The organism is Gordonia sp. N1V (assembly GCF_029269935.1).
Classification (GTDB): Bacteria; Actinomycetota; Actinomycetes; order Mycobacteriales; family Mycobacteriaceae; genus Gordonia; species Gordonia polyisoprenivorans.
Window position 1 is genome coordinate 1 of record NZ_JARJDD010000016.1, and the last position, 24,680, is coordinate 24,680.

Sequence of the window (24,680 nt, forward strand, 5' to 3'; positions counted from 1 at the left end):
TATCCGGTGGGCAACGCCAACGCGTCGCGATGGGCCGGGCGATCGTGCGTTCCCCCAAGGCGTTCCTGATGGACGAACCCCTGTCGAACCTGGATGCGAAACTGCGGGTGCAGATGCGAGCGGAGATCTCCCGGCTGCAACAACGGTTGGGTACCACCACCGTGTATGTCACCCACGACCAAACCGAAGCCATGACCCTCGGTGACCGCGTCGTGGTCATGCGCTCGGGATACGTCCAGCAAATCGGTTCCCCCCAAGAGCTCTACACCCACCCCGCCAACATCTTCGTCGCGGGATTCATCGGCTCGCCCGCCATGAACTTCCTGCCCGGACGACTCGGCGCCGACGGAATCTCGACCCCGATCGGCACGATAGCGCTGCACGACCACCAACAAGTCACCGACAGCGCCGGCCGGGTCAACAGCAACGGTGAGGTCCTCGTCGGTATCCGCCCCGAACACCTCGAAGACGCCCACCTCATCGACACCGACACCCGCTCACACGGCATGACGTTCACCGCCGGGATCGACGTCCTCGAATCCATGGGATCGGACAACTACGCCTACTTCCGCATCGACTCCCACCACTCGGCGAATGACGCACTCGCCGAACTATCCGCCGACTCCGGCGCCACCCTCGGCGGCGGCGAAATGATCGCCCGACTCTCCCCCGAATCACAGATCCGTCGCGGCAGTACCGCCGAACTCTACTTCGACCCCACCAAAATCACCGTCTTCGACCAACAAACCGGCACCAGCCTGCGTGGGTGACACCCTTACCCTGATGGCATGACCACTCCGGCCGCCGGTCGTCATCTTCATGCCGTCCCCGATCTCCCCGACCTCCCCGCCGCCCTCGGGGAGGTCGGGGACTCCACCGTTGACCTCATGCGGGGCGGCGTCGAGCTGCGCATCGAACTCGACGACATCGAACCGCCGATCTGGCGTCGATTCCGAGTCCCGGCGAACATCGCACTCGACGATCTGCATCTCGTCGTACAGGCGGTGATGGGTTGGGGCGATCGCCATCTGCACCAGTGGACTCGCGACAACGATCCGCGTGCTCGCGGGCTGACCAGTTACAAGCCGACATACGCCTTCGCCGACTGGGAGACCGATGAGGACGAGCGCGACGAGGCCGGGGTGCCGTTGGCAACCCTGCTGACCCGGGTCGGCGACACACTGTTCTATCGCTACGATTTCGGCGACTGCTGGGACCATCGACTCACGGTGGAGGCGATCACCGCCGCGGCCCGACGGCCGGAATGTCTGGCCGGGGAGCGCGCGTGCCCGCCCGAGGATTGTGGTGGCACAACGGGTTACGAGCTGTTGCTGGCGGTGCGTGCCGATCCCGACCATCCCGACCGCGACTGGCTCGCAGGCCACGCCGACGCCGTCGATCCCGAACTCTTCGATGTCGACGCGGTCAACGACCGCCTCGACATCCAGTCCCGAGCAACCCAGGTCTTCGGCGTCGTCGCGCACGTCAGCCCCCTGGTTGCGACCGTCACCGCCCGACTGACCCCGACGCTGTCCCCGGACTTCTCCCGTGCGCTGATCGACTGTCGGCTCGATGAGCCGATCGACGAGATCCCCTCGGACGCCGCGTTACTCCTCGACGCCATGGGCGTCCTGATCCGCCACGCCGCGGCGGGCATCACCCTGACGAAGTCCGGGTACCTGCCGCCGTCGGTGGTGGGCGAGTTGCGACCCCTGATCGCCGACACCATCGGTGAGTCCAATCGGGAGGTCGACCACTACCAGGTCACGATGCTCCGCGAGTACACCCGCGACATCGGCCTCGCGCGTGTACTCAAGGGCCGCTATGTGGCAACGAAACTCGGCTCACGATGCGCCACAGACCCGAACCTGTTGTGGCGCACCGTCGCCGAACGCTTTCCGCTCGGCAAGAGCGACGCCGACCACGACTACGGTGTGCTGGAGCTCGTCCTGGTGGCCGGTGGTGTCATCGATCGCGCGGGGCCGGTCGCCTACACCATGTCCGCTCTCGGCTGGCGTGCGGGCGATCCGCGGGACAGCATGGGCGACGCGTACTCCCCGACACGGCGTTTCTTCGCGCTGCTGGGGGTCGAACGACCGTGGAAGTGGAGCAAACTCCCACCTCCGACACTGTCCCCCACGGTTCGTGCGCTCGCCCGAACCGCCCTGCTCACGCACCGTTGATCCTCGACCCCGGCTCGCCCTGTAGCGTCGAATCCGCACACTTGTCCAGAGCGGGGGCCGCAGATGTCGAAGATCGTATTGTTCGGGGCGACGGGATACACCGGGCGGCTGACAGCCGCCGCGCTACGGGCGCGGGGTGTCGAGCCTCTACTGGCCGCCCGCAACCGGTCCGCCTTGGCCTCGGTGGCCACCGACATCGGCGGTGCCGACACCGCCGTCGCCGATGTCACCGACCCGGCATCGGTTCGCGCACTGCTGGAATCGGGTGATGTGCTGATCAGCACGGTCGGCCCATTCCTGCGGTACGGGCGGCCCGCGCTCGACGCCGCACTCGACGCCGGTGCGCACTACCTCGACTCCACCGGCGAGGGGCCCTTCATCCGCGCCGTGTTCGATCGGGACGCCGAGGCCCGCGAGAAGAACATCGGGCTGCTCAGCGCCTTCGGATTCGATTACGTCCCCGGCAATCTCGCCGCCGGCCTGGTCCTCGCCGACACCCCCGCGGCGACGGGGGTCCGAATCTGTTACGGCATCGTCGATCCCGGCACCAGCGGCGGCACCCGGGCGTCGATGGCCGGCATGATGTTCGAGCCCGGATTCTCGTTGCGCGACGGGCGACTTCGTCCGGCACGTCTGGGAGAACGCGTGCACACCTTCACCGTCAATGGCGCCTCCCGCACCGCGGCATCGATTCCGGCGTCGGAGCATCTCGCCCTGCCCCATTCGTATCCGGAGCTGCGTGACATCGACGTCTACCTCAGCTCGCCGCCGGCCGCGGCACGCGCCCTGCAGATCGGTACCCGGGTCACCTCGATCGCCGCGCAGATCGCTCCGCTCAAGGCCCTTGGCGACGCCGTCCTCTCCCGGGCCGTGAAGGGATCGACGGGCGGACCGACCGCGGAGCAACGGGCGAGCACGTCGTCGTGGATCGTCGCAGAGGCGCTCGACGCCAACGGCGCGGTGCTGGCGTCGACGACGCTCACCGGTGTCGATCCCTACACCTTCACCGCCTCGATCCTCGCCTGGGGCGCAGCGCAGGCACTGTCCGGCGCTTTGCGCGCCGTCGGCGCACTCGGCCCCGTCGATGGCTTCGGCCTCGAAGAACTCACCGCGGGCGCAGCCGAAGCGGGATTGACGGCCCAGTAGGGACCGACGTCCGGGCAGACGAGCGGTAGTAGAGTCGACCTTGGGCCGGGGCCCTGCCGAACACCGAAGTGGAGACCGCGTGCGGGTGCTGGTCGTCGACGACGACGCGAATGTGGCCGAGACCGTCCGCCGGGTACTCACCACCGCCGGGTGGAACGTCACGGTCAGTGGCGACGGTGTGGACGCCCTGGCCCAGGCGAGCGCCGAGGAGTTCGATGCGATCGTGCTCGACATCATCCTGCCCGGCCTCAACGGGTTCGAGGTGGTTCGCGAGTTGCGGCGACGTGAGGTCTGGACACCGGTGGTGATGCTCTCGGCCAAGGACGGCGAGTACGACCAGGCCGAGGCCCTCGATTTCGGCGCCGACGACTACCTGGTCAAACCCTTCTCGGTGGTGGTGCTCAACGCGCATCTGCGGGCCGTGGTGCGGCGCGGCGGCCGGGAGCGCCCCGCCGTGCTCACCGCCGGAACGCTCAGTCTCGACCCGGCCCAGCGGGTGGTCACCCGCTCCGGGCAGGTCATCACGCTGACACCCCGGGAATACTCGGTACTCGAACACCTGATGCGCCGCAAGGGCACCGTCGTGTCCAAACATTCCATCCTGCAATCGGTCTGGGATGAGAACTACACCGGAGACGAGAACATCATCGAGGTGTACATCGGCTACCTCCGTCGGCGTATCGACCAGCCGTTCGGGGTGTCCTCCATCGAAACCGTGCGCGGAGCCGGCTACCGGCTGCGGGAGGACTGAGCAGGGCCTCGGTCCGCCGAAGAGAGATTCTCGGCCGCCGGCATCGGTAGTCGCACAACGAAGTCGACACCGCCACCGGTTCTCTCGGCCACCACGACGCTGCCGTCGTGGGCACGAACGATCTCCCGCACGATGGCCAGGCCGAGCCCGGCACCGGATCCCTGACGCCGGTCGGCGTCAACTCGGGCGAACCTGTCGAAGATGCGCTCGCGCTGCGCTTCCGGGATACCCGGACCGTCATCGCCGACGGTGATCACCGCGTCGTCTCCGTCGGCGCGCAACGACAACGACACCCGGGAGCGGGCGTACCGGGCGGCGTTGTCGGTGAGGTTGCGGACGGCGCGCGCGATCATCTCCCGGTCACCGACCACTCGAACAGGCGCCAGATGCGGTTCCACCACAACGGTGTTCGACGATTTGAGCCGAGCGATCTCGGCGCCGACGATGTCGTCGAGGTCGACCTCGATCCGCTGCAGCGGCAGCCCACGTTCGTCGGCTCGGGCCAACAGCAACAGGTCGTCGACGATGTGTTGCATTCGTCGTGCCTCGGGAAGCAGCACGGCCCGAACCGTTTCCGTGTCGATCGCGGTGTGGGAATCGTCGGCGAGGTCGAGGAGTCCGACGACGGTGGTCAGTGGGCTGCGCAGTTCGTGGGAGGCATCACCGACGAAGCGCAGTTGTGCGTCGTGGCTGGACTCCAGTCGGCGCAGCATCCCGTTCATCGTCACCGCCAGCGCTCGGATCTCGTCGTGCGCCTCGGGTACCGGTACGCGTTGTCCGAGACGGCTCGCACTGATCTCATTGACCCGCCGGGAGATTCGTGACACCGGCCGCAGGGATCGGCCGACGAGGAGGTAGACCGCCCCGGCGCCGAGGATCACGACCATCGGCAGTTCGACGGCCATGATCGAGGCCATCGTCCATTCACTGCTGCGAATGCCGCTCGCGCGGTCGAGCGCGATGACCGAATAGCGTTGTCCCGCATACCTGGCCGTCACCGCGGTCGCGCAGTACTCGCCATGGAATCCGGGGATGTAGACATCGTCGGCGTAGACCGGTGAGTCGTCGGCCGGCACGGTGCCCGCCCCCGCCGACTGGTATCCGGCAAGTGTCACCGCGCCGGTCGGCGCCCCCGGTGAGGCCACCACGACCTCGCCCTGCTCATCGAGCACCTGCATCACATCCACACCGGCGCCGGGGGCGAGATCGTCGGAGTCAACGGCGGCGGGTCCCCCGTGGGTGATGGCGGTGGCGATCTGGTAGGCCTGCCGGGCGGTAGATCGATACATCGCGTCGGTGTTCGCGCGGTGCAACATGTACAGCGTCACCGCGCCGCCGATCCCGAGAGCGACGGCCACCACGATCGCCGCGATCACCGTCGACTGCACTCGCACACCCCATCGGGCGATGGGCGACGACAAAGTTCTCTTCACTGCTCGGTCCGTCCCGCGTCCGGCGGTCACGAGTCGGCTGGTAAGAGCATCGGTCCGCGTGGAACGCTGATCGCACAGTCTATTCGATGCCCCCGGCGCCGACCAGTGTCGGCTTTCAGCGGCCCTTCAGGTGATCCGGCGAAGAGTGCAGAGCATGGTTGCCGCAGGTACCGTCGCCGAGTGCATCCTCGAGGCCGCACGTGAGAACGGAATCAGCGCGGTGTTCGGGGTCCACGGCGCCAACATCGAGGACGTGTACGCCACCGGAGCGGTGATCGGCATGCCGATGGTGGTTGCCAAACACGAGTTCGCGGCGGGCGCGATGGCCGACGGGGTGGCGCGGATGACCGGGCGGCCGGGCATGGTCGTGACCACATCCGGCGGGGGCGCGCTGAATGTGGTTGCTGCGCTGGCGGAATCCTACGACAGCCGGGTTCCGGTACTCGCGGTGATCGGTGCACCCCCGACACCACTGACCGGGCGCGGTGCCTTCCAGGACATGCTCGATCCCCCCGACACCATCGATCTCATCGCCGTCCTCGGCGGCATCACCGGATACTGTGCGGTGGTGCGCTCGGCGGCCGATCTCGGGTCTGCACTCGCCCAGTCGTTCGCCGCGCTGCGCCGCGGCCTGCCCGCCGCCCTGATCGTGCCGAAAGACGTTCAGACGCAGCCGTATGACGGAGCGGCCGGCGCCACCGGGACAGGTGCCGATTCGGCGGAGCAGGCGTCTGCTTCCCTCGACACCCTGGCCACGTTCCTCGCCGAGCGCGTCACCGCAGGCGCACACACGTGTGTGTGGGTCGGCGACGAGGTGTCGCGCTCCCATGCGGGCGAGACCGTCAGCGCGATCGCGACGATGCTCGGTGCCACGATCGTCGCCGCTCCCGGTGGCGCCGATGCCGTCACCGACCTCACCACGCACGCCGGGGTCACCGGGGTGATGGGCCATCCGTCGGCACGGCGGGCCCTCGCCGACGCCGACGTGTGCCTGGCGCTCGGCACTCGGATGACGGTCACCGATCGTGGTGGCCTCGACGACCTGCTCGACGGTATCGAGCTGTATCACGTTGGCGAACAGCCTCCTCGGTATCCCAGCAAGACCGTCGCGGTCACCTCGATCGCCACGGCGCTCATCCATCTCGCGGAGTCCGCGTCCCTGCGTCGGCTCCCGCCGCGTCGCCCGCCGCGTGCGGTTGTCGAATACCTGACGACACCGCCGGCCCCCGATCCGCATCTGCCGGGCCTACCGGCACTCATGACGGCGATCGACGCACACCTACCCCACGATGCGCACGTCTTCGCCGACGCAGGCAACGCCGGAGCCGCTGCGTTACACCATCTGACGCCGCGCCGCTCCGGCCGCTTCACCGTCGCCCTCGGCATGGGCGGCATGGGATACGCGATCGCGGCGGGGATCGGGGCCGCCATCGACGATCCGTCCCGGCGAAGCGTGGTGATCGCCGGCGACGGTGCGTTCTTCATGCACGGCATGGAGTTTCACACCGCCGTGGAGCACGACGCCCCGGTCACCCTGATCGTCCTCAACAACAACGCCCACGGCATGTGTGTGACGCGGGAGAATCTGTACTTTCCGGAGACGTTCGGTGTCAACCGATTTCGCACGTCGGATATCGCCGGCGCCGTGTCGGCGCTGTATACCGGCGTGACGGTCCGCCATCCCCACGATGCGGCCGGCACGAGCGCCGCCTGCGCGGCGCTCTTCGCCGAGCGCGGACCCAATTGTCTTGTCGTCGAATGCCACAGCGATGAGGTTCCACCGTTCGCTCCCTTCCTGCCCCGAGAGGACTCCGCATGACCAGTCAGCCCGCCCCGCTCGCCGACCTCGGGGACCGCATCGCCGACATCGACGGGCTCATCCGCGTCGAGAGCCACCCCCGCACGGTGGCGACCCCGATCATCGTCGACATGCTGCGCTCGGTGTACCCGCACGACAAGATCTTCGGGCAGTTCTGCCCGATCCAGGGGTACGTGGACGCACCGCCCCGCGAGCTGTTCTCCTGGCTCTCCGACACCCGCTCGCTGGAGGAATGGACCTACAGTCTGCGCGGATTCACCGAAACCGACGAGCCCGGCCTGTGGGTCGCCCAGGACCGGCTCGGCGACAACACCGACATCTACACCCGCACCATCTCCGACCCGAATGCGATGACCGTCGACTACCACTGTGCATGGGATCAGGGCGAACACCTGTGGATGATCTACCTGATGCGGGTCGTCGATGCGCAGGTGGTGTTGAATCGTCCGGGTTCGGTGGTGCTGTGGAACAACTGCCGGCATCCCTTCTACGACGAGAATCCCTACCCCGACACCGCGCCGCCCGATCGCCCGGTATGGGTCGGCGATTTCTGGGAGATGTTCTCTGCCGGACACCAACTCGAGCTCGACAATCTCACGGCGATCGCCGAGTTCCGCCACCACAACAACCTGCCCCTCACCCCGGAATGGATGACGTCATGACCGCCTCGACCAGACTTGATCCGACCCGCTCACCGGTGGTCCTGCGTGATCTCGCAGCCTATCTCCCCGACAACCGGGTCCCGGCCGACTATTTCGCCCGGTACGCCGCCGACGACGACCTTGCGGGCAACGTGATGTTCGCGGCACCCGCTTTTCGCCATCACGCCGCCGACGGTGAGACGTCGGCGGACATGATGGTCTCGGCGGCAGGCGTTCTCACCGATCGCCACGGGTCCGAGTACCTCGATGAGGTGAGCATCGTACTCACCCACAGTCAGCTGCCCGAGGTCCCGGTGCGGGGGTGTGGTGGCGAGTTGGCGCATCGGCTGGGATTGCGGCCCCGGACCGTCCTCGACGTCCACAACGCGGGGTGTGCGGCGTTCATGCACATGATCGACATCGCCGGTTCGTTGCTTCGCGCCGACGGTGGTGGAGCGGCGTTGATCGCGCTCGCACAGAACAGTGCGGCACAGATCTTCACCCAGGAGCAGGTGCGGGGCAAAGCCCAGGCCGCCATCCCCGGCGATGGTTCGGCCGCAGCACTGTTGACCCTCGGTGACGACGGGTCGCCGATTCTCGGGTCGGCCGCCCACTCCTTCGGTGAGTACTCGGCGGACATGGCGTCGGTGTCGTCTCCTTCTCGCAAATACTGGGAGGCCGGACCCGGACAAATCCACATCGGCTTCACCGAGTCGCGCATCACCAAGGTGCTCGCGCGCGGCAACCGTATGGTCCCCGAGGTGGCGATCGAGGTGGCCGATGCGATCGGTATCGCTCCGTCGGCGCTGGATTGGTTCATCACCAATCAGCCCAATCGAATCTTCTTGCGCAACTGGCGCGAAGCGCTCGAACTCCCCGCCGAGCGTCACCCCGACACCTTCGACGAGTGCGGCAACCTGTTCGCGGTCGGTGTTCCCACCACACTCGACACCGCGATCGACGACGGACGTGTCCGACCCGGCGACGTGGTGATGATGTCGGCGTTCGCCCACGCCGGCGACTTCGCTGCGGCCACCGCCATCCGCTGGGCCGGCAGACGATGACCCGTCACCTGCGCCCGGCTCCCGACCCACCCCTTCAAATCTCATCGCAGAGATATGCTGCACCGCAACGAGTCCGGCTCGATCTCAACGAATCCGCATATGGGCCGCTGCCGAGCCTGGCGCGCGCCCTGACCGATGCGGTGCCCTCGCTCAACCGCTATCCCGAGTTCCTGCCGCACCGCACGCGCCGCACCATCGCCGGACATCTCGGCGTCGACGACGACGCGGTGACAGTGGGACCGGGTGCCACCGGCGTGCTCGCCGCCGCGCTGCACTGCGCCGTGAGCCATGGTGCTCGACGCGGCGTATCGTCACCCGAATTGCTGACGCCGATACCCACGTTCGGTGGCTACCCGATACTCGCCGGCAGCCTCGGGCTACGGCTCCGCGGCCTACCCCTCGATGTTCACGGCCGCCCCGATCTGCAGAAACTGTACGAGCGGGTCGGCCCCGAGACCGTCGCGGTCGCAGTGTGCTCACCGCACAACCCGACCGGCGCGGTACTCGATTGCTCGGAATTACTCGACTTCTGTACCGCGCTCCCCGACGACGTGACCGTGATCATCGATCAGGCCTATCTCGAATTCTCGTATACCGCACCGGATCTCGCAGAGATGCTCTCAACACATCCACGTGTCGTCGCGGTCCGGACCTTCAGCAAGGCCCATGGCCTTGCCGGATTGCGCGTCGGGTACGGGGTGGGCCCGATTCCGTTGATCGACGAATTACGTTCTCACGAAGTGCCTTTCGCCGTCGGATCACTCGCCGAACTCGCGGTTCCACTGACCCTGGACTTGTCCGACGAGTTGTCGGAGCGGGTGCGGCGGATGCGGATCGAACGCAGATGTCTTGCCGACAGACTGCGAGCCGCAGGCGCCAACGCGCTTCCCAGTCAGGCCAACTTCTTGTTCTTGCCCGGCGCCGAGGGCGTCGCTCTCGGCGAGGTCCTCATCGCGTGCGGGATTTCGGTCACACCATATCGGCCACACGGTCTGCGGATCACCATCGGTGATCGGTACGACACCGAGCGCGTGATCCGCACCCTGGAAACGGTGGCGGCCTCGGCGTGACCGGTACTCGTGTCCGGTTGGTCTGACTCGCGCGGCAACACCACCGGCTCCCCTACGCTGGGACGGTGCGCATCCTGGAGCAGACCGCCGAGAAGTGGCGTCGTTTCCGCGGGTCGCGTTTCCTCCCGGCGACCGTGGTCACCCTGCTGTGCAGTGTGGCGGTTGCCCTGTTCGTCGGTTCCTACACGTACGCGACGGCCAATCCCCGGCCGGAGACCATCCCGATCGCCATCGTCGGCAGCCTTCCGACCGCACAGTCACGAATGCTCGAGAGTGATCTCGAGGACGCGATCGGCAGCTCGCTCGACATCACTTCTGTGGCCGACCGGGCGAGCGGCGCCGAGCAACTGGCCGAGCAACGGGTGTTCGCGATCGTGGAAATCTCGACGCCGAATCGCCTGATGACCCTTGATATCTCGAGTGCATCGGGTCAGTCGGTGGCATCACTGCTCACCGATACCCTTCCGCCCGCCGCACAGCGGGCCGGGTACACGGTCACGGTTCGGGACCTGCATCCGTTGCAGGACGGCGACCCGCATGGTCTGACGGTCTTCTACATGACGATCGCGGCGGTCGTCGTCGGATTCGTCGGCGCCATCCAGCTCGGTGTACACGCGGCCGCGCTGAAACCGTGGGAACGCATCGGATTCACGGGCGCCTACTCACTTCTCGGCGGCCTGTTGGTGACCTTCACCGTCGACCGGGTGGTGGCCACGCTCGATCTGCCGTTTTTCGAGGCGTGGTTCATCGTGGCGTTCACCATGTTCACGTGCGGCATGATCTTCACGATGTTCAGTTCGCTGATGGGCCGGTGGGCGATCCTGCCGACCTGGGCGGTGATGATCCTGCTCGGCAACCCGTCGTCGGGCGGTTCGGTGGCGTGGCCGCTGCTGCCGCGCATCCTGGCGAGCATCGGTGGGTGGCTTCCGCCGGGTTCGACGGTCAGTGCCTTGCACACCGCCATCTACTTTCCCCATCACCAGCACGCGGCACCCTTCGTGGTGCTCGCGGCGTGGACCGTGTTGAGCACCGCCGTCTATCTGGTCAAACACCACCGCTCCCCCGCCGTCCTGACCACCGTGTCCTCCGACGCCGCGGCCTGACGGCCGGTCACACCCCCGGGCGGATTCACCGGATCACCGAAACCGAGTGTGGGTGTCGGCTTTTCAGCGATTCTTCAGCGGACGAGCACAACACTTCTGGCCCATGGACACGATCAATGGCATCCCTGCTCATCCCCTCTTCGTTCACCTCGCGGTCGTGGCGATTCCGCTCGCCGCACTGCTCGCCGGCGCCAGTGCCGCCTGGCCGAGCGCGCGACGCCGTCTCGGCATCGTGCCGCTACTCGTCGTCACGATCGCCGTCGTCGTCACACCATTGACCACCTCGGCAGGCGAGGCCTTGCAGAAACGCGTCGCCGCCAACCCCGATCTCCTCCGCCATGCCGAGCTCGGCGATCAGATGATCGCCTGGGTGGCAACACTGTTCGCGCTCACCGTGCTGTGGTGGGCGGCGCATGACGAGCGCATCCTGGCCCGTGTGCCGTGGCGGCCGTCGGCTCGGGTCATCCGGATGACGACGGTCATCCTGGCGGCGGCGACCGTCGTCGTCGCCGTCGGCACGCTCGTGATGGTGGTCCTGGTGGGCGACGCCGGCGCCCGGTCGGTGTGGGTGGACTGAGCAGTCTCGCCTGCGGTCAGTCGGCGGTCGGTGACGCCTGGTCGTTGTCCTGCATGGCACCCCAGCCGTACCACCGCTGCACAGCCATCACCGCAGTCGTCCGGGGCCGCTCGTGGTCGGGGTACGGCTGGCCGCCGTAGTGCCGGGAGATGCGGTCGATGTCAGCGAACCCGTCGTCGGCGCGGAAGTCGACGACCTCGCCGATCAACGTCACGTGCGTGTACCAGCTGTCCTCGGCGAGGACCGTCAGCGTGACCCGCGGGTCGTTGCGCAGATGCCGCAGCCGGACGCGCTCGTCGTCCATGTTGAGCAGCACGTGGTCGCCGTCGAGGAGGTACCACGTGGCCGCCGACACGGGCGCGCCGTCGGATCGGACGGTCGCCATGACCGCGGGGTTGGCCTTGGCCAACAGTTCGCGGGCGGACTCGGGAAGCGGTGGACGGGACATCTGTTCTCCTCGGAGTGCTTCGGGTTCATGGTGGTAGAGCTCAGCCGGGATCGACCCCCACCAATTGTGCCGACGCCGACCACAATCCGTCGATCAGTGTTTGATCGTGAGCTTGGCGGTTCTCGGGTCCCTTGGCTTTGTGTCGATGAAAGTACACCCCGTTGATCTCCGGGTCGGGGCCGCGGCGGGCCAACTCGATCAGCGGTTGCGCACCCTTGTCGGGTGTGATGGTCCCGATGTGGCGCAGCGGCGTGCGATACAGGAGTCCGACGAACGCCGAGTCACGGCCGAAACTCGTCGCCGCGGGACCGGGATGTACTGCGGCGGAGACGATCCCCTCGTCGGTCCACCGCTGCGCGATGCCACGGGTGAACAGGATGTTCATCAGTTTCGCGGTGCCGTAGCAGCGCAGGCCGATGGGGCGCCGGCGCCGGTAGTCCAGATCGGAGAGGTCGACGTGGCCGGCGAGGTTGCCGACGCTGGCGGTGTTGACCACCAGGCAGGCGTCCGGCGCCGCCAGCCGATCTCGGAGCAGATTGGTGAGCAGAAACGGTGCGAGATGGTTGATCTGGAAGTTGGGCTCGTGCCCGTCGGGCGTGGCGTGCCGGGGATCGAAGGTACCGCCGGCGTTGTTGAGCAGTACGTCGATGTGGTCGGTGTGCTCGCGGATCTTCTCGGCGAGCCGGCGGACGTCGTCGAGTTCCGCATAGTCCGCGGTGAATCCCACCGCACCGGTGTCGGCGGTGACGGCGTCGAGTTTGCCGGCGGAACGGCCGACGAGGATCAGGTCGACATCGGGTGCGGCGAGGGTTCGGGCGGTGACCGCCCCGATCCCGTCGCTGGCACCGGTGATCACGATGGTTGTGCGCGGACTCATGGAATGGCAATCACTTTCGGTGATGGGGGCGTCGGATGCGGAACGCGTCAGCGCGGTGCGTCGCACGCCGGTGCGGGCGCATCCTCGAACAGCGGCTTGCCCAACGGGATCAGGTAGAGCACGTCGAGCACCACCAGCCCGGTACCGAGGTTTCGGCCCACGTGAGTATTTGCTTGTCCTGCAGGCTCTTTGATGATGCCGCCGGTGTGGTAGACGACGGGTGCGCAATCGGCGCCCGGATGGGTCAGCGTGCCGGCCCGCACCAACCCGATCAATTCCCCGTCGTGATAATGCCAGCCGATGCTTCCGCCGGGCGCGATGGTGATCTCCCGGACCGCCACATGCACCCCGCGCGGCACGAACGGCAGCAGGTCGGCGGGAATGTCACCTTCGGCCAGGGTCACCGCCCTGACACCCGACGACGGCGTGGCATGCGCTGCTGCGGGCAACAGGGCCCCGAGCGTGGCCAACGCGGCGAGGACGACCAGGACGCGGGTGAGTGACCTCATGTACGGACCGTACCCGGACACAATCGGAAGCGGGAGCGATTGACGGGGCCGGTGCGCGACCACCGGCCCTGCCCTCGCGCGCACCGGTGCCTACCATCACTGGAGAAGCGACCATCAACGCCCAACGGAGGACCACGATGACGAGCACGCCCGAGAACTTCACCGCCCTGCTGGCCACCGAAGCCGACGGACAGATCTCCCTCGACCGAACCACGTTGTCCGCGAACGATCTTCCCGACGGCGAGGTGACGATCGCCGTGCACTATTCGGGCGTCAACTACAAGGACGCACTCGCGGTCACCCCGCGCGGCGGGGTGGTCCGCACGTATCCGATCGTTCCGGGCATCGACGTCGCCGGGGAGGTCGTGGCCTCCGATCACCCCGATTTCGCCCCCGGTGATCGGGTCGTCGCACACGGCGGACCGATCGGCACCGAGGCCAACGGCGGCTACGCCGACTATGCTCGCGTACCCGCTGCACAGGTGGTCGCGCTGCGATCACTGAGCACCCGCGAGGCCGCCACCATCGGGACCGCGGGCTTCACCGCGGCGATGAGCGTCGCCGCGCTACTCGATCACGGCGTGCGCCCCGACGACGGACCGGTGCTCGTCACCGGCGCTTCCGGCGGTGTCGGCGCGGTGAGCGTCGATCTTCTCGCCGGGGCCGGCTTCACCGTCACCGCGTCGAGCGGCAAACCCGACGCCGAACCCCTGTTGCGCGAACTCGGGGCCACCGAGGTCATCGGACGGCTCGTCGACGAGGAGACGAAGATCCGGCCGCTCGGCAAGTCGGTGTGGGCAGGTGCGGTCGACTGCGTCGGCGGCAAGACCCTGGCGTACGTCCTGAGCACCATGAACCACAGTGGCGCGGTCGCCGCGAGCGGCCTCACCGGCGGTGCGGACCTGCCGGCCACGGTGATGCCGTTCATCCTCCGCGGGGTCGCACTACTCGGAATCGACTCGGTGCTCATCGGCGCGGAGCTGCGCCGGTCGATCTGGTCACGCATCGAAAGCGATTTGCGCCCATCGCATCTCGACCGCGTCATCAGCGAGATCGGTCTCGACGACCTGCCCGCGGCGCTCGAGCAGATCAAGGCCGGCAAGCTCACCGGCCGCACCGTCGTGCGGGTCCTCGGCGACGACTGACACCGGCGGCGAAAGCCCGCGTCACGGGGGCGGGGTACCCGCCAGATCCACGCTCTCGACGCGCGCCCCACCCCGCGCCTTCGCCCGATACATCGCCTCGTCCGCGGCGGCCAGTAGACGCCAGGCGGTCGAGGCGTCCATCTCCTGCGGTGCCCGGATAGACACGGACGCCACCCCTATGCTGAGGCCGACCGGCGCGATCCCGGGAACCGTGACGCGCACCGGCATGAGTGCTGTCGTCGCATCCAGTTCGTATGCGGCGTCGAGGGCGAGGAACACCGCGAACTCCTCACCGCCGTTACGCGCGACGGTCCCGGCATCTCCGACGGCCTCGACGAGCGCCTGCGCCACGGCTACCAGCACCCGGTCACCGGTATCGTGGCCGTACTCGTCGTTGACCGACTTGAAGTAGTCGACGTCGATGACCATCGCGCCGAGGACGCCACGGGGCTGCGTCCGGTACACGGATTCGACGTATCGGTCGAGGCCACGGCGGTTGGCGATGCGGGTCAGTGCGTCGACCTCCGACAGTCGGGCGCGACGCCGTTGGGAGGCCCACACGATCTGGATGGTCATCGGTAGGCCGAGTACACCGGCGATCACCACGTCGGTGCGGGCGATGACGGTCGGCCAGTTCATGCCGTCGCGCACCGAGAGCGCCGCCATCAGCAAGATGAACCCGAGGACGAAGACGACGTGGATGCGCATCCACAAACGCGGCAGATAGAACGTGAAGAACGCCCCGGTCACGGCAAACAGGACACACCCCACCAGCGCCTCACCCGGATCGGCGAAAGTGATCAACACCGATGCGGTCCCGACGTCCGCCCAGATCCCGAAGGCTCGTGCGGCCACGCCGTGTGTCACGACGTCGCTGACAAACCAGACCATCGCCACGACGGCATCGGCGACGATGCACGCGATGACCCATGTACGTGCGAGGTCCCCGACCGGCCCGCGCGTCGGATCGAGCAGCGTCACCGCCGCCACCACCGCGAAGTTCAGCGTCGACAAACCCACCGTCGTGCGCGTGATCCTGTGGAGTGTGGAACTCACCGTCTCCCCGTCGGCCTGATGATGGGCTAGACGATAGCGAACCACCAATGTGCGGACGTATAGACGACTTTATTCACAGCGTGAGGACCGTCACGGGGTGGCTGTGGAGTACCTGTGCGATGTCCGCAGAGGTTGATCCCGTTCTCGCGCGGCCCGTCCGACGCGTCGTGACGAGAGGACGCCGGCAAGACGTCCGACGATGTACATCGCGGCACAGATCGCGGTGACGAAGAACCCGATCGGCCAATCGGTCTGCACCGACAAGGCGATGGCGGCCCACACCGCACCGACCGACAGCACCACCGAGACCGCGATCGACCGACCCGGGCTGCGGGTGAAGCACCGGGCCGTCGCCGCCGGACCCACGAGCAGGGCGAACATCAGCAGAGCACCGACGATCGGCACACTCATCGTGGTCGCGCATGCCAGGACCAGCGCGAAGGCCATCGAGGTGTACCGGGTGTCGACGCCGTGACCGGCCGCCATGTCGGGTAGCACCGAGCCGAGCAGCAGCGGCCGATACACGACGGCCACCGTCAGCACACACAGCGCACCGAGAGCCACCATCGGGACAATGGCGATCGTCGACACTCCGAGGATCTGCCCGAACAGCAGGGCATACACCTGCGACGAGTACTGGTCGCCGCGGCTGAGGAAGAACTCACCGAGCCCCAACATGAGCACGAGGCCCAGCGCCGTCGCCACGTCACGTCGGGCGCGCGCCCCCAGCGCGGAGATCGTCATCGCACCGGCGGTGGCGGCGACACCCAGACCGAGAAGGGGGTTGGCGCCCACCAAGACCGCGGCCGCGGCGCCGGCGAAGGCACCGTGCGGAACGGCATGCGCCAGAAACGAATCCCCGCGCAGGACGACGAAGAACCCCACCACACCCGCGATGATCCCGACCAGGGTACCGGCGATCCAGGCATTGATCAGAAACGGCTCGAACATCAGCTCGGCACCGGTATTGCGATGGTGACGTGGCGTCGGCGGCCGGCCGACAGCACGCGCGCGAGGAGATAGGCGAGGAACACCAGTGTCACGATGCAGAAGCTGACCGGCCAATTGCCGTGCGTACCAGCCCAATAGTGGCTCTCATAGGAGAGCAGACAGCCCAGCCAGGTGGCGGCCACGCCGAGAACGACCGAGAGCAGGATCGCGGTGGAGAACCGCCGGGTCACCAAAAGCGCGGTGGCCGGTGGCCCGATGAGCAGCGCGGTGGACAGGATGACGCCGATCGTCAGCGACGACAACTCCACCGCCAGGGCCAAGGCGATCAGGAAGGCGCAGCCGGACAACCGAACTCGCACGCCGGCGGCGGTGGCGAGGTCATGGTCGACGAGGTCGAGTTGCAGCCACCGGCACATGGCTGCCACCAGGGCGAGTGCGACGAGGCCGAGGGCGACGACGACCGGCACCAGTGCCCGATCGATGACGAACAGCGATCCGAACAGCACCGACACCGTGGCGTCGTGTGACGCACCGGAACCATTGGTGGTCGCCAGATACAACAGCAGCGAGGTCAGGCCCAGACCGAACCCGAGGATCACCCCGGTGGCCACGTCACGACCCTGGATGCGGCGAATCCCGATGACCTCCATCAGGAGTGCCGCGAGCACGCCGGCCCCCACGAATCCCCACAGCTGGCTGATACCGAGGAGGAACGACGCCGAACCGCCGACGGCGCCGAGGTCGGCGAGCGCGTGACCGGCGAAGGACTGCCCGCGCACGACGGTGAACACCCCCACGACGGCGGCGACCGCGGCGACGAAGCCACCCACCAGCAGTGCGGTCTGGACCGATTCGGTGACGAAGAATCCGGTGAGCCACTCGTCGCTACTCATGCGGCCCCTAGACCCCGAGCTCGTCGGGTGCGACGAGCCCGGGCGAGGACATCCGATCGTCGGCGAGCACGAGGACTCGCCCGTCGGTGCGGATGACGCGGATGGGCCGTCCGTAGAGCCCGCTGAGCACCTCGGTGGTGATCACCTCGCCGGGGCGGCCGTCGACGGCCTTGCCGCCGGCGAGGTAGACGACGCGATCCATCACCGGCAGGAGCACATTGATGTCGTGGGCGGTCATGACGATGCTGACCCCCGTGGTGCGGCGCAGGGTGTCGAGGAGGTCGACGATGTCCGAGGCGCTGCCGGGGTCGAGGCCCGCCAACGGTTCGTCGAGGAGTAACAGTTGCGGTTTCCGGATCAACGCGTGCGCGAGCAGGACGCGTTGCTGTTGTCCCCCGGAGAGCTCGCCGATGCGCTTGTCGGCGAAAGCCTGCGCGTCCACCGCTTCGAGCGCCTCGTCGACGACGGGCCGTAACCTTCTGCGCCGCAGCGGTATACCGAGTCGTCCGCCGTCGATGCCGAGGGCCACGATGTCGCGGGCACGCAGCGGGGTGTCGGCATCGACGCCGACCTTCTGCGGGAGGTACCCGATCGCGCCACGCGGGGGCCGATGTACCTGCCCGGAGTTCGGCCGCAGAACTCCGAGCAACACGCGCAACAGCGTCGTCTTCCCGGCACCGTTGGCGCCGATCAGTCCCACGAACTCTCCCGGCGCCACCTCGACGGAGACGTCGTCGAGCACCGGCTGGCCGCCCAGACTCACCCGGATGTCGTGCGCGGCGAGAACGATCGAGTCCGCGGGCCCTACCACCGGCTCAGAGTTTCTCGGTCGAGGTGCCGTCGGTGACGGCCTTGGACATCGCGTCGAGTTCGGCGGTCATCCACCGCTGGTAGGTGTAGCCGGTCGGCATCGTCTCGTACACGCCGACCACCGGGATGCCGTGTGACTTGGACAGCGCCAGGTACTTGCTTGTGGTGTCGTCGGTGACCTGCTGGTTGTAGAGGAAGACCTTGACCTGCTTGTCGCTCAGCAGCGAATCCTGCAGCGTCGAGTCCTGAGGCGACGGGTCGGTGTCGTTCATGATCGCCGCCTGCAGCGTCCAGGGCGTCTTGATGTCGGTGCCTGCCGCCTGCAACATGTAGTCGGCGACCGGTTCGGTGACGGCAACCGGTGTCGCGGGGTGGGTCTTGGCGAAGCTCGCCAGGGCGGTCAGCCAGGGCTGCAGCGAGGCGGTGAACGCCGACGCATTCTTCTCGAACTCGTCCTTGTGGGCGGGTTGCAGCGTGCCGAGATCGTCGGCGATGGCCTTGGCCACCGCGGGCATCGTCTTGGGGTCGTACCACAGGTGCGGATTGGGGGTGGAGTCCGGAAGTCCGAGTACCTGTTGGGCCACAACGACTTTACGCCCGTTGACCGGGGACGCCTGCTCGAGCTTGGACATGAAGTCGTCGTAGCCCAGCCCGTTCTGCACCACCAGGGTCGCGTCGCGGAGTTCCTTGGCCACCGACGGACTCGCCTCGTAGGTATGCGGATCGGTGTTGGGGTCGCTCATGATCGCCGAGACCGACACGTAGTGCCCGCCGACCTGCGAGAGCACATCGGCGTACTCGTTCTCCGCCGCCACGGCGTGGATCGTCGAGTCGTCGGACCCGCCCGACGAACTCGAACATCCGGCGATACCGACCACCACCGCCGCAGCGGCCACCGCCGCCACCGCCATTCTGCTGATGCGCACTCTCGATCCGTCCCGGGCTTCACGCCCTACTGGCAACGACAACCATTAACAGGAGGAGGATACGACGCCAACTGCCCGACAGCCACCCCGTCGGGCGATTTGCGAAGAAGATCTTCTATCGGGCGATAAGTACCAGATGCGCTGGCGCGCATGTATTTTCGATGCCCACCGCGGAACGTCGATCAGACTTCGAGGGCCAGGTCGTCAAGATCGGCGAGCGTCTTGCCCTGCGCCGTCAACGAGTTATAGGTCCGCAAGCGGACCCGATCGATTTCGGTGTTGCTCACACCGCGTCGCCAGTAGCCGAACACCGCGGTCCGATCCTTTGCCAGGCCGAGGGTGGAGCGGAAATACGCTCGCAGCGACCGCATCTCGTCGCGTTCACCGGCGGCCCAGACGACCAGGTCGGTGGGGTCGGCGATCCGTGTCGCCGAGCGCACCAACGAGCCGGGTTCGGCGGAGACCTGCTCGATACGGACCTGCGCACCGGACACCAGTTCACCGACCGCCACGTCGTCGTCACTCTGGACGACGGCGATCGCCGATCGCCCCTCGGGCCAGACCCGCAGGATCTCGTAGAGCGCGGGAAGCGCCGAATCATCGGCGAACAGCGCAACCCGCGCACCGCCCTCCGGCGGCAGGAAGTGTGGACGCGGTCCGGTCAGCTCGACGGCATCGCCGACACGAAGCACCGTGCTCCACCGCATCATCGGGCTGTCGGCACCGTGCTGTACCACGTCGAGTGTGATCCGTGCCGCATCGAGGTCGGCGTCACGCACGGTGTAGACGCGGGAGCGGGCCTCGGCGTCGTCGAGGCCAATCCGGACAGCCACATTCGGCCGCGCCCACGTCGAATCCCGAGCCGCTTCACCGATGTCCAGCACCACACGCAGCAACCCGGCACTGGGTCGCGTGATGCGCACCACCCGTGCGGTGACGTCGGCGAGCCCACTGCGGTGCTCGTCGCCGCGCAGTGATGTCTCGTCGGGGTCACCCGAACCCGCGGGCGGGGTGGCGAACTCGGTGGCCATACGCGCTCCCATCAATTAGTTTATGGGTACTATACAAATTATGGACGAGAAGGCAAGCCTCGGCACCGACGCCCCGGCGCCACCACGGCGTCGGGGCCGCCCACCCACCCTCGACCGTGCTCGTATCATCACCGCCGGCGTCGAAATGACCTTGCCTGCAGTTACTTTCGCCGGGATGGCCAAGCAGCTCGGGGTGACTCAGGCGGCGTTGTACAAACACGTGGACGGCCTCGGCGAACTGCGCACACTCATCGCCGAGCAGATCTTCCTCGACTGGTCGATCCCCGACCCACACGCAGCCCTCCCGATCCACGAGTACCTCCTCGACTTCGCACTGTCGATACGCCTGCTCGCGCACCACCACCCCGGCATCACCCCGTTCCTCACCCGCCGAACCGACACCACCGCGACGATGGTCGCCAAGATCGGCGCGCACCACCATCGCGTCGCCGCGGTATACGGCCTGGACCCGGCAACCGCGCGGACCTTGCTTTCCGGCATCGCGTTTGCGGCTGTCGCACTGGCCGATACCGTCTACGCCTCCTACGGCCAGGAGAAACGACCGTCGAGCGCACGCGCCGACCTCCCCGACGACGACATCGAGACCGAACTCCGATGGACCGTCAAGGCCCTCGTTGTGGGTTCGCTTCACGTTGCCGGACTCGACGTGGATCCCGGACCGCGGTGGCGTCGGACGTAGACCTGGCGCGATCTCCGCAAATCACCCCGGACCGGCATCCGCGACGGCGTGCGCTGCGAGTATGCGAGCGCGGCCATATGTGGAGCACAATGGATGGTGCAGGCAATCGATCAGAGCCGCGCCACTCCCCCGACATCCCCCGGGTTGCGGCGTGCGCTCGGGAAGGACACCCGTGACGACAACCGTCAACGCCTACATCGCCACCGCACCCGACCAGCCGCTGTCGAAGACCACCATCGAACGTCGGGACCTCGCGCCGCGCGACGTCCTCATCGACATCGCCTACGCGGGCATCTGCCACTCCGACATCCACACCGCCCGCAACGAATGGGGCGGCACCACTTACCCGGTGGTGCCCGGCCACGAGATCACCGGCACCGTCTCCGCGGTCGGTTCCGAGGTCACCCGGCACAAGGTCGGCGACCGCGTCGGCGTCGGCTGCTTCGTCCAGTCCTGCGGCGAGTGCGGCCCCTGCAAGGACGGCGACGAGCAGTACTGCGTGAAAGGTGCTGTGGGAACCTACAACTCCACCACCTACGAGGGCGAATTCACCCACGGCGGCTACTCACAGCAGGTCGTGGTGACCGAGGACTTCGTGCTGCGGATTCCCGACGGCCTGGAGCTGGACGTCGCCACTCCCCTTCTGTGTGCGGGCATCACGCTGTACTCGCCGTTGAAGCATTGGGGCGCCGGGCCGGGCAAGAAGGTCGCCATCATCGGCATGGGCGGGCTCGGGCACGTGGGCGTCAAGATCGCCCACGCCCTCGGCGCCGAGGTGACCGTGCTCAGCCAGTCGATGCGAAAAGAGGAGGACGGCAAGCGGTTCGGTGCAGATCACTATTACGCGACCAGTGACGAGTCGACCTTCCGCACGCTGCGCAACGAGTTCGATCTGATCCTGAACACGGTGTCGGTGAACCTCGACCTCAACCAGTACCTCTCGTTGCTCGCGGTCAACGGCACCTTCGTCGAACTCGGACTGCCCGAACATCCCCTGCAGCTCAAGGCATTCCCGCTGCTGAACAATCGGCGCTCGCTGGCCGGGTCGATGGTCGGCGGGATCGCCCCGACCCAGGAGATGCTCGACTTCTGCGCCGAGCACGGCATCGGCGCAGAGATCGAGACGATCAGCGCCGATGGGATCAACGAGGCCTATGATCGCGTCGTCGACAGCGACGTGCGCTACCGCTTCGTCATCGACGCGGCGACCTTGGCCGACTGATCTGCCGCATCGCAACCGCGTAAGGGAAACAACTGCGGGGCACCGGTTCACACCGGTGCCCCGCAGTTGTCGCACCAGGAATTCTTGTTCGGTGCGCCGCCGGTCAGAGCACTTTGTCGATGTCGTCGGTGAGCTTCTCCGGCGTGACCGTCGGCGCGAACCGCGCCACCACCGCACCCGACTTGTCGACGAGGAATTTGGTGAAATTCCATTTGACCCGGCTGCCCAGGATTCCCGACTTCTGTTGGCGCAGCCACTGATACAGCGGATGGGCGTCGTCGCCGTTGACGTCGACCTTGGCGAACATCGGGAAGGTCACGTCGTAGGTCAACGAGCAGAAGTTCTTGATCTCGTCCTCGTCACCGGGCTCCTGGTGGGCGAACTGGTCACACGGGAATCCGAGGACCACCAGCCCCTGGTCGGCGTACTCGCGGTGCAACTTCTCCAGACCCTGGTACTGCGGGGTGAATCCGCATTTGGATGCGGTGTTCACGATGAGCAGCGGATGGCCGCGATAAGTGCTCAGATCGACGGGATTGCCGTCGATATCGGTGGCGGTGAAGTCGTAGGCAGTGGTCACGAGATCCCCCGGGGTCGTATGTCGGTGACGTCACATCGAGCCTACGCCCGCCGGTTCATACGGCGATGGCGGTGGCGACACCGTTTGTCGGTGACGCCACCGCCATCGATTACCGCGTCGGCGACACGGGCTCCGTGCGCTCAGCGCGAACCGGGCGTGCGCTGCTCGCCGGGGATCAGCTCCTCCTCCGTGTCGGGACCGTCATCGTGGGGCGTGTACGGATACTCGTCGACGCCGGAGTCGTCGGTGACCTCGACGGTCTGCTCCACCCAGTCGGCCTCGTCGGCCTTCGGAATCGGTTCTTGCGCGGGCATGTTCATCACAACCTCCTGCGTTGTCCTCGGTTCCCCGGCCGGCCATGGGTTGCCTCGGCCCGACCGGTTGTCTCAGCCCGATGTTCCGGCCGCGATCGCGTGCGGATCGCTCTTGGTCTCGACGGCGATCTTGCGCGGCTTGGCCTCCTCTGCGAGCGGGATGCTCACATGCAGCACACCGTTGTCGTAGGTCGCCGAGATGCGCGCCGGGTCGATGCCGTCGCCCAGGGTGATCTGGCGGCGATAGCTCCCCGAGAACCGCTCACTGGCCAGCCATTGCACTCCGTCGTCGGACGGGGCGCTGCGCTGCGCCGAGAGGGTCAGCACGCCGTTGTCCACGTTGACGTCGATCGATCCGGGATCGGCGCCGGGCATGTCGGCGATCAGCATGTAGTGATCGCCGACCTTGTACAGATCCAGCGGCATGAACCGCGGGGCGCGCTGACTACCGACCATCGAGCCGGTCATCAATCCACGAGCAAGCGCGTCGACATCACTGAACGGATCAAAACGAAGCACAGCACTCACCTCCTGAAGACCAGGCTGCCTGCCACCCTTTGACAGGCAGCTCTCACGCTGTACGGGTCCCAATATAACCCCGCTGCGCGCGCTCGTCTAGCACTCGAAGCAAAAGAGTGCTAATAGTCTTCAACGACGTCGTCATCGATCGTCTCACGGCGAAAAGACAAGGAGGACAGCATGACCGACCGTGAACACGATGCACCCGCCCGCACCGACGTGGTGTGGCCCGAGCCGTCGCCGCTGTCGACCTGGTGGTCGACGGTGATGGCGACGCCGGTGCGCGGCGATCACCGCAACGAGTCGACGAAGACCGCCGCGATGGCCTCCAGTCCGCGCTGATCGTCGGCGGTGAAACGCTCCGGTACCGGGCTGTCGAGGTCGAAGACTCCGATCAACTCGTCGTCGGCGCCGACGAGGGGCACGACGAGTTCCGAGCGGCTCTGCGCGTCGCAGGCGATGTGGTCGGGGACCGCGTGGACATCGGCGACGCGCTGCGTCGTGCGGGTGCGTGCCGCTGCGCCGCACACTCCGCGGTCGAGACCGATACGCACGCAGGCGGGCTTGCCCTGGAACGGCCCGACGACCAGCTCGGTACCGTCGAAGAAGTAGAAACCGACCCAGTTCAGCTGGGGCAGTGAGTGATACACCAGCGCTGAGATATTGGCCGCGTTGGCGATGCGGTCGTGCTCGCCGGCAACGAGGCCTGCTGCGGCCTCGGCGAGCTCGGTGTAGGTGCCGGTCTGGGCGGTCGCGATGTCGAAGCTCATCACTCCATCATGGACTCCGCCCGGATGGTTCCGGGTGATGTTGTACCCGGATGCCGGGCATAAGATCACCCGCGATCCGAACTGAGCGTGCGGGAACGGATGAGCACTTCGGACCCGTTCTGCGGTAGTGTTCGCGGCAACT

Annotated in this window: 27 protein-coding genes and 1 pseudogene; 14 read left to right on the forward strand and 14 right to left on the reverse strand. The window is 67.1% G+C overall.

What is annotated here, in order from left to right:
- The 4 genes and pseudogenes from P3L18_RS19230 to P3L18_RS19245 all read left to right on the forward strand — a co-directional run.
- Positions 1-770 (forward strand): annotated as a pseudogene (locus tag P3L18_RS19230) (ABC transporter ATP-binding protein); the annotation flags it as partial.
- Between the two features lie 18 nt (positions 771-788).
- A complete protein-coding gene (locus P3L18_RS19235; protein ID WP_276114932.1) occupies positions 789-2,183 on the forward strand; it encodes a plasmid pRiA4b ORF-3 family protein in 1,395 nt (464 codons plus the stop codon).
- 63 nt (positions 2,184-2,246) lie between these two features.
- Positions 2,247-3,329 (forward strand): saccharopine dehydrogenase NADP-binding domain-containing protein, encoded by a 1,083-nt coding sequence (locus P3L18_RS19240; protein ID WP_276114933.1) that lies wholly within the window; start codon positions 2,247-2,249, stop codon positions 3,327-3,329.
- A gap of 79 nt (positions 3,330-3,408) precedes the next feature.
- Positions 3,409-4,080 carry a response regulator transcription factor gene (locus tag P3L18_RS19245; RefSeq protein ID WP_006367943.1) on the forward strand — a complete coding sequence of 224 codons (672 nt, stop codon included), beginning with the start codon at positions 3,409-3,411 and terminating at the stop codon, positions 4,078-4,080.
- On the opposite strand, the gene P3L18_RS19250 is transcribed toward P3L18_RS19245, so the two are convergent.
- The gene (locus P3L18_RS19250; protein ID WP_276114934.1) at positions 4,059-5,513 is read right to left on the reverse strand and encodes a HAMP domain-containing sensor histidine kinase; all 1,455 of its coding nucleotides are present in this window, start codon (positions 5,511-5,513) and stop codon (positions 4,059-4,061) included. The genes P3L18_RS19245 and P3L18_RS19250 overlap by 22 nt on opposite strands.
- Before the next feature lie 154 nt (positions 5,514-5,667).
- On the opposite strand from P3L18_RS19250, the gene P3L18_RS19255 reads away from it, so the two are divergent.
- From P3L18_RS19255 to P3L18_RS19280, 6 genes are all read left to right on the forward strand, one after another.
- Positions 5,668-7,332 (forward strand): thiamine pyrophosphate-binding protein, encoded by a 1,665-nt coding sequence (locus tag P3L18_RS19255; protein WP_276114935.1) that lies wholly within the window; start codon positions 5,668-5,670, stop codon positions 7,330-7,332.
- Positions 7,329-7,994 carry a hypothetical protein gene (locus P3L18_RS19260; protein ID WP_006367946.1) on the forward strand — a complete coding sequence of 222 codons (666 nt, stop codon included), beginning with the start codon at positions 7,329-7,331 and terminating at the stop codon, positions 7,992-7,994. Before P3L18_RS19255 ends, P3L18_RS19260 begins: the two co-directional genes overlap by 4 nt.
- Positions 7,991-9,037 (forward strand): 3-oxoacyl-[acyl-carrier-protein] synthase III C-terminal domain-containing protein, encoded by a 1,047-nt coding sequence (locus P3L18_RS19265; protein WP_079931010.1) that lies wholly within the window; start codon positions 7,991-7,993, stop codon positions 9,035-9,037. The genes P3L18_RS19260 and P3L18_RS19265 overlap by 4 nt, the downstream gene beginning before the upstream one ends.
- On the forward strand, positions 9,034-10,107 hold the full coding sequence (locus tag P3L18_RS19270) for an aminotransferase class I/II-fold pyridoxal phosphate-dependent enzyme (RefSeq protein ID WP_276114936.1): 1,074 nt from the start codon (positions 9,034-9,036) through the stop codon (positions 10,105-10,107). Before P3L18_RS19265 ends, P3L18_RS19270 begins: the two co-directional genes overlap by 4 nt.
- Positions 10,108-10,172: 65 nt before the next feature.
- Positions 10,173-11,210: an ABC transporter permease gene (locus P3L18_RS19275; protein ID WP_276114937.1), complete on the forward strand. Its 1,038-nt coding sequence runs from the start codon at positions 10,173-10,175 to the stop codon at positions 11,208-11,210.
- Positions 11,211-11,313: 103 nt separating this feature from the next.
- The gene (locus P3L18_RS19280) at positions 11,314-11,787 is read left to right on the forward strand and encodes a DUF2231 domain-containing protein (protein ID WP_276114938.1); all 474 of its coding nucleotides are present in this window, start codon (positions 11,314-11,316) and stop codon (positions 11,785-11,787) included.
- Between the two features lie 16 nt (positions 11,788-11,803).
- Here the strand turns inward: P3L18_RS19280 and P3L18_RS19285 are convergent, their stop codons facing one another.
- From P3L18_RS19285 to P3L18_RS19295, 3 genes are read right to left on the reverse strand one after another with little or no spacing between them, the layout of a single operon-like run.
- Entirely contained in the window at positions 11,804-12,235 is a 432-nt protein-coding gene (locus P3L18_RS19285; RefSeq protein ID WP_276114939.1) for a PPOX class F420-dependent oxidoreductase, read from the reverse strand.
- A gap of 40 nt (positions 12,236-12,275) precedes the next feature.
- Positions 12,276-13,112 carry an SDR family NAD(P)-dependent oxidoreductase gene (locus P3L18_RS19290; RefSeq protein WP_276114940.1) on the reverse strand — a complete coding sequence of 279 codons (837 nt, stop codon included), beginning with the start codon at positions 13,110-13,112 and terminating at the stop codon, positions 12,276-12,278.
- Between the two features lie 47 nt (positions 13,113-13,159).
- A complete protein-coding gene (locus P3L18_RS19295; protein WP_276114941.1) occupies positions 13,160-13,621 on the reverse strand; it encodes a cupin domain-containing protein in 462 nt (153 codons plus the stop codon).
- 137 nt (positions 13,622-13,758) lie between these two features.
- Here P3L18_RS19295 and P3L18_RS19300 point away from each other — a divergent pair, with 137 nt between their 5' ends.
- Positions 13,759-14,766 (forward strand): acryloyl-CoA reductase, encoded by a 1,008-nt coding sequence (locus P3L18_RS19300; RefSeq protein ID WP_276114942.1) that lies wholly within the window; start codon positions 13,759-13,761, stop codon positions 14,764-14,766.
- 21 nt (positions 14,767-14,787) lie between these two features.
- Here the strand turns inward: P3L18_RS19300 and P3L18_RS19305 are convergent, their stop codons facing one another.
- The 6 genes from P3L18_RS19305 to P3L18_RS19330 all read right to left on the reverse strand — a co-directional run bounded on the left by P3L18_RS19305 (position 14,788) and on the right by P3L18_RS19330 (position 20,433).
- A complete protein-coding gene (locus P3L18_RS19305) occupies positions 14,788-15,822 on the reverse strand; it encodes a GGDEF domain-containing protein (protein WP_276114943.1) in 1,035 nt (344 codons plus the stop codon).
- Positions 15,823-15,912: 90 nt separating this feature from the next.
- The gene (locus P3L18_RS19310) at positions 15,913-16,773 is read right to left on the reverse strand and encodes a metal ABC transporter permease (protein ID WP_276114944.1); all 861 of its coding nucleotides are present in this window, start codon (positions 16,771-16,773) and stop codon (positions 15,913-15,915) included.
- Complete coding sequence (locus P3L18_RS19315) at positions 16,773-17,666, reverse strand: metal ABC transporter permease (protein ID WP_276114945.1); 894 nt, start codon at positions 17,664-17,666, stop codon at positions 16,773-16,775. Before P3L18_RS19315 ends, P3L18_RS19310 begins: the two co-directional genes overlap by 1 nt.
- A gap of 7 nt (positions 17,667-17,673) precedes the next feature.
- Complete coding sequence (locus P3L18_RS19320; protein ID WP_276114946.1) at positions 17,674-18,477, reverse strand: metal ABC transporter ATP-binding protein; 804 nt, start codon at positions 18,475-18,477, stop codon at positions 17,674-17,676.
- 4 nt (positions 18,478-18,481) lie between these two features.
- A complete protein-coding gene (locus P3L18_RS19325; RefSeq protein ID WP_276114947.1) occupies positions 18,482-19,402 on the reverse strand; it encodes a zinc ABC transporter substrate-binding protein in 921 nt (306 codons plus the stop codon).
- Between the two features lie 182 nt (positions 19,403-19,584).
- A complete protein-coding gene (locus P3L18_RS19330) occupies positions 19,585-20,433 on the reverse strand; it encodes an SIP domain-containing protein (RefSeq protein ID WP_276114948.1) in 849 nt (282 codons plus the stop codon).
- Between the two features lie 40 nt (positions 20,434-20,473).
- On the opposite strand from P3L18_RS19330, the gene P3L18_RS19335 reads away from it, so the two are divergent.
- The gene (locus tag P3L18_RS19335) at positions 20,474-21,133 is read left to right on the forward strand and encodes a hypothetical protein (RefSeq protein WP_276114949.1); all 660 of its coding nucleotides are present in this window, start codon (positions 20,474-20,476) and stop codon (positions 21,131-21,133) included.
- A gap of 172 nt (positions 21,134-21,305) precedes the next feature.
- Positions 21,306-22,355 carry an NAD(P)-dependent alcohol dehydrogenase gene (locus tag P3L18_RS19340; protein ID WP_006367965.1) on the forward strand — a complete coding sequence of 350 codons (1,050 nt, stop codon included), beginning with the start codon at positions 21,306-21,308 and terminating at the stop codon, positions 22,353-22,355.
- 103 nt (positions 22,356-22,458) lie between these two features.
- On the opposite strand, the gene P3L18_RS19345 is transcribed toward P3L18_RS19340, so the two are convergent.
- The 3 genes from P3L18_RS19345 to P3L18_RS19355 form a co-directional block, all read right to left on the reverse strand.
- Positions 22,459-22,935 (reverse strand): glutathione peroxidase, encoded by a 477-nt coding sequence (locus P3L18_RS19345; protein ID WP_079931025.1) that lies wholly within the window; start codon positions 22,933-22,935, stop codon positions 22,459-22,461.
- 140 nt (positions 22,936-23,075) lie between these two features.
- Positions 23,076-23,255 carry a hypothetical protein gene (locus P3L18_RS19350; RefSeq protein ID WP_079931026.1) on the reverse strand — a complete coding sequence of 60 codons (180 nt, stop codon included), beginning with the start codon at positions 23,253-23,255 and terminating at the stop codon, positions 23,076-23,078.
- A 66-nt stretch (positions 23,256-23,321) separates the two neighbouring features.
- Complete coding sequence (locus tag P3L18_RS19355; protein WP_006367968.1) at positions 23,322-23,768, reverse strand: Hsp20/alpha crystallin family protein; 447 nt, start codon at positions 23,766-23,768, stop codon at positions 23,322-23,324.
- 180 nt (positions 23,769-23,948) lie between these two features.
- Between P3L18_RS19355 and P3L18_RS19360 the strand changes: the two genes are divergently transcribed.
- Positions 23,949-24,110, forward strand: a complete 162-nt coding sequence (locus P3L18_RS19360; protein ID WP_165776308.1) for a hypothetical protein — start codon at positions 23,949-23,951, stop codon at positions 24,108-24,110.
- Here the strand turns inward: P3L18_RS19360 and P3L18_RS19365 are convergent.
- Positions 24,059-24,538 carry a GAF domain-containing protein gene (locus tag P3L18_RS19365; RefSeq protein WP_006367969.1) on the reverse strand — a complete coding sequence of 160 codons (480 nt, stop codon included), beginning with the start codon at positions 24,536-24,538 and terminating at the stop codon, positions 24,059-24,061. The two genes, P3L18_RS19360 and P3L18_RS19365, sit on opposite strands and share 52 nt — an antisense overlap.
- Between the last annotated feature and the right edge of the window lie 142 nt (positions 24,539-24,680).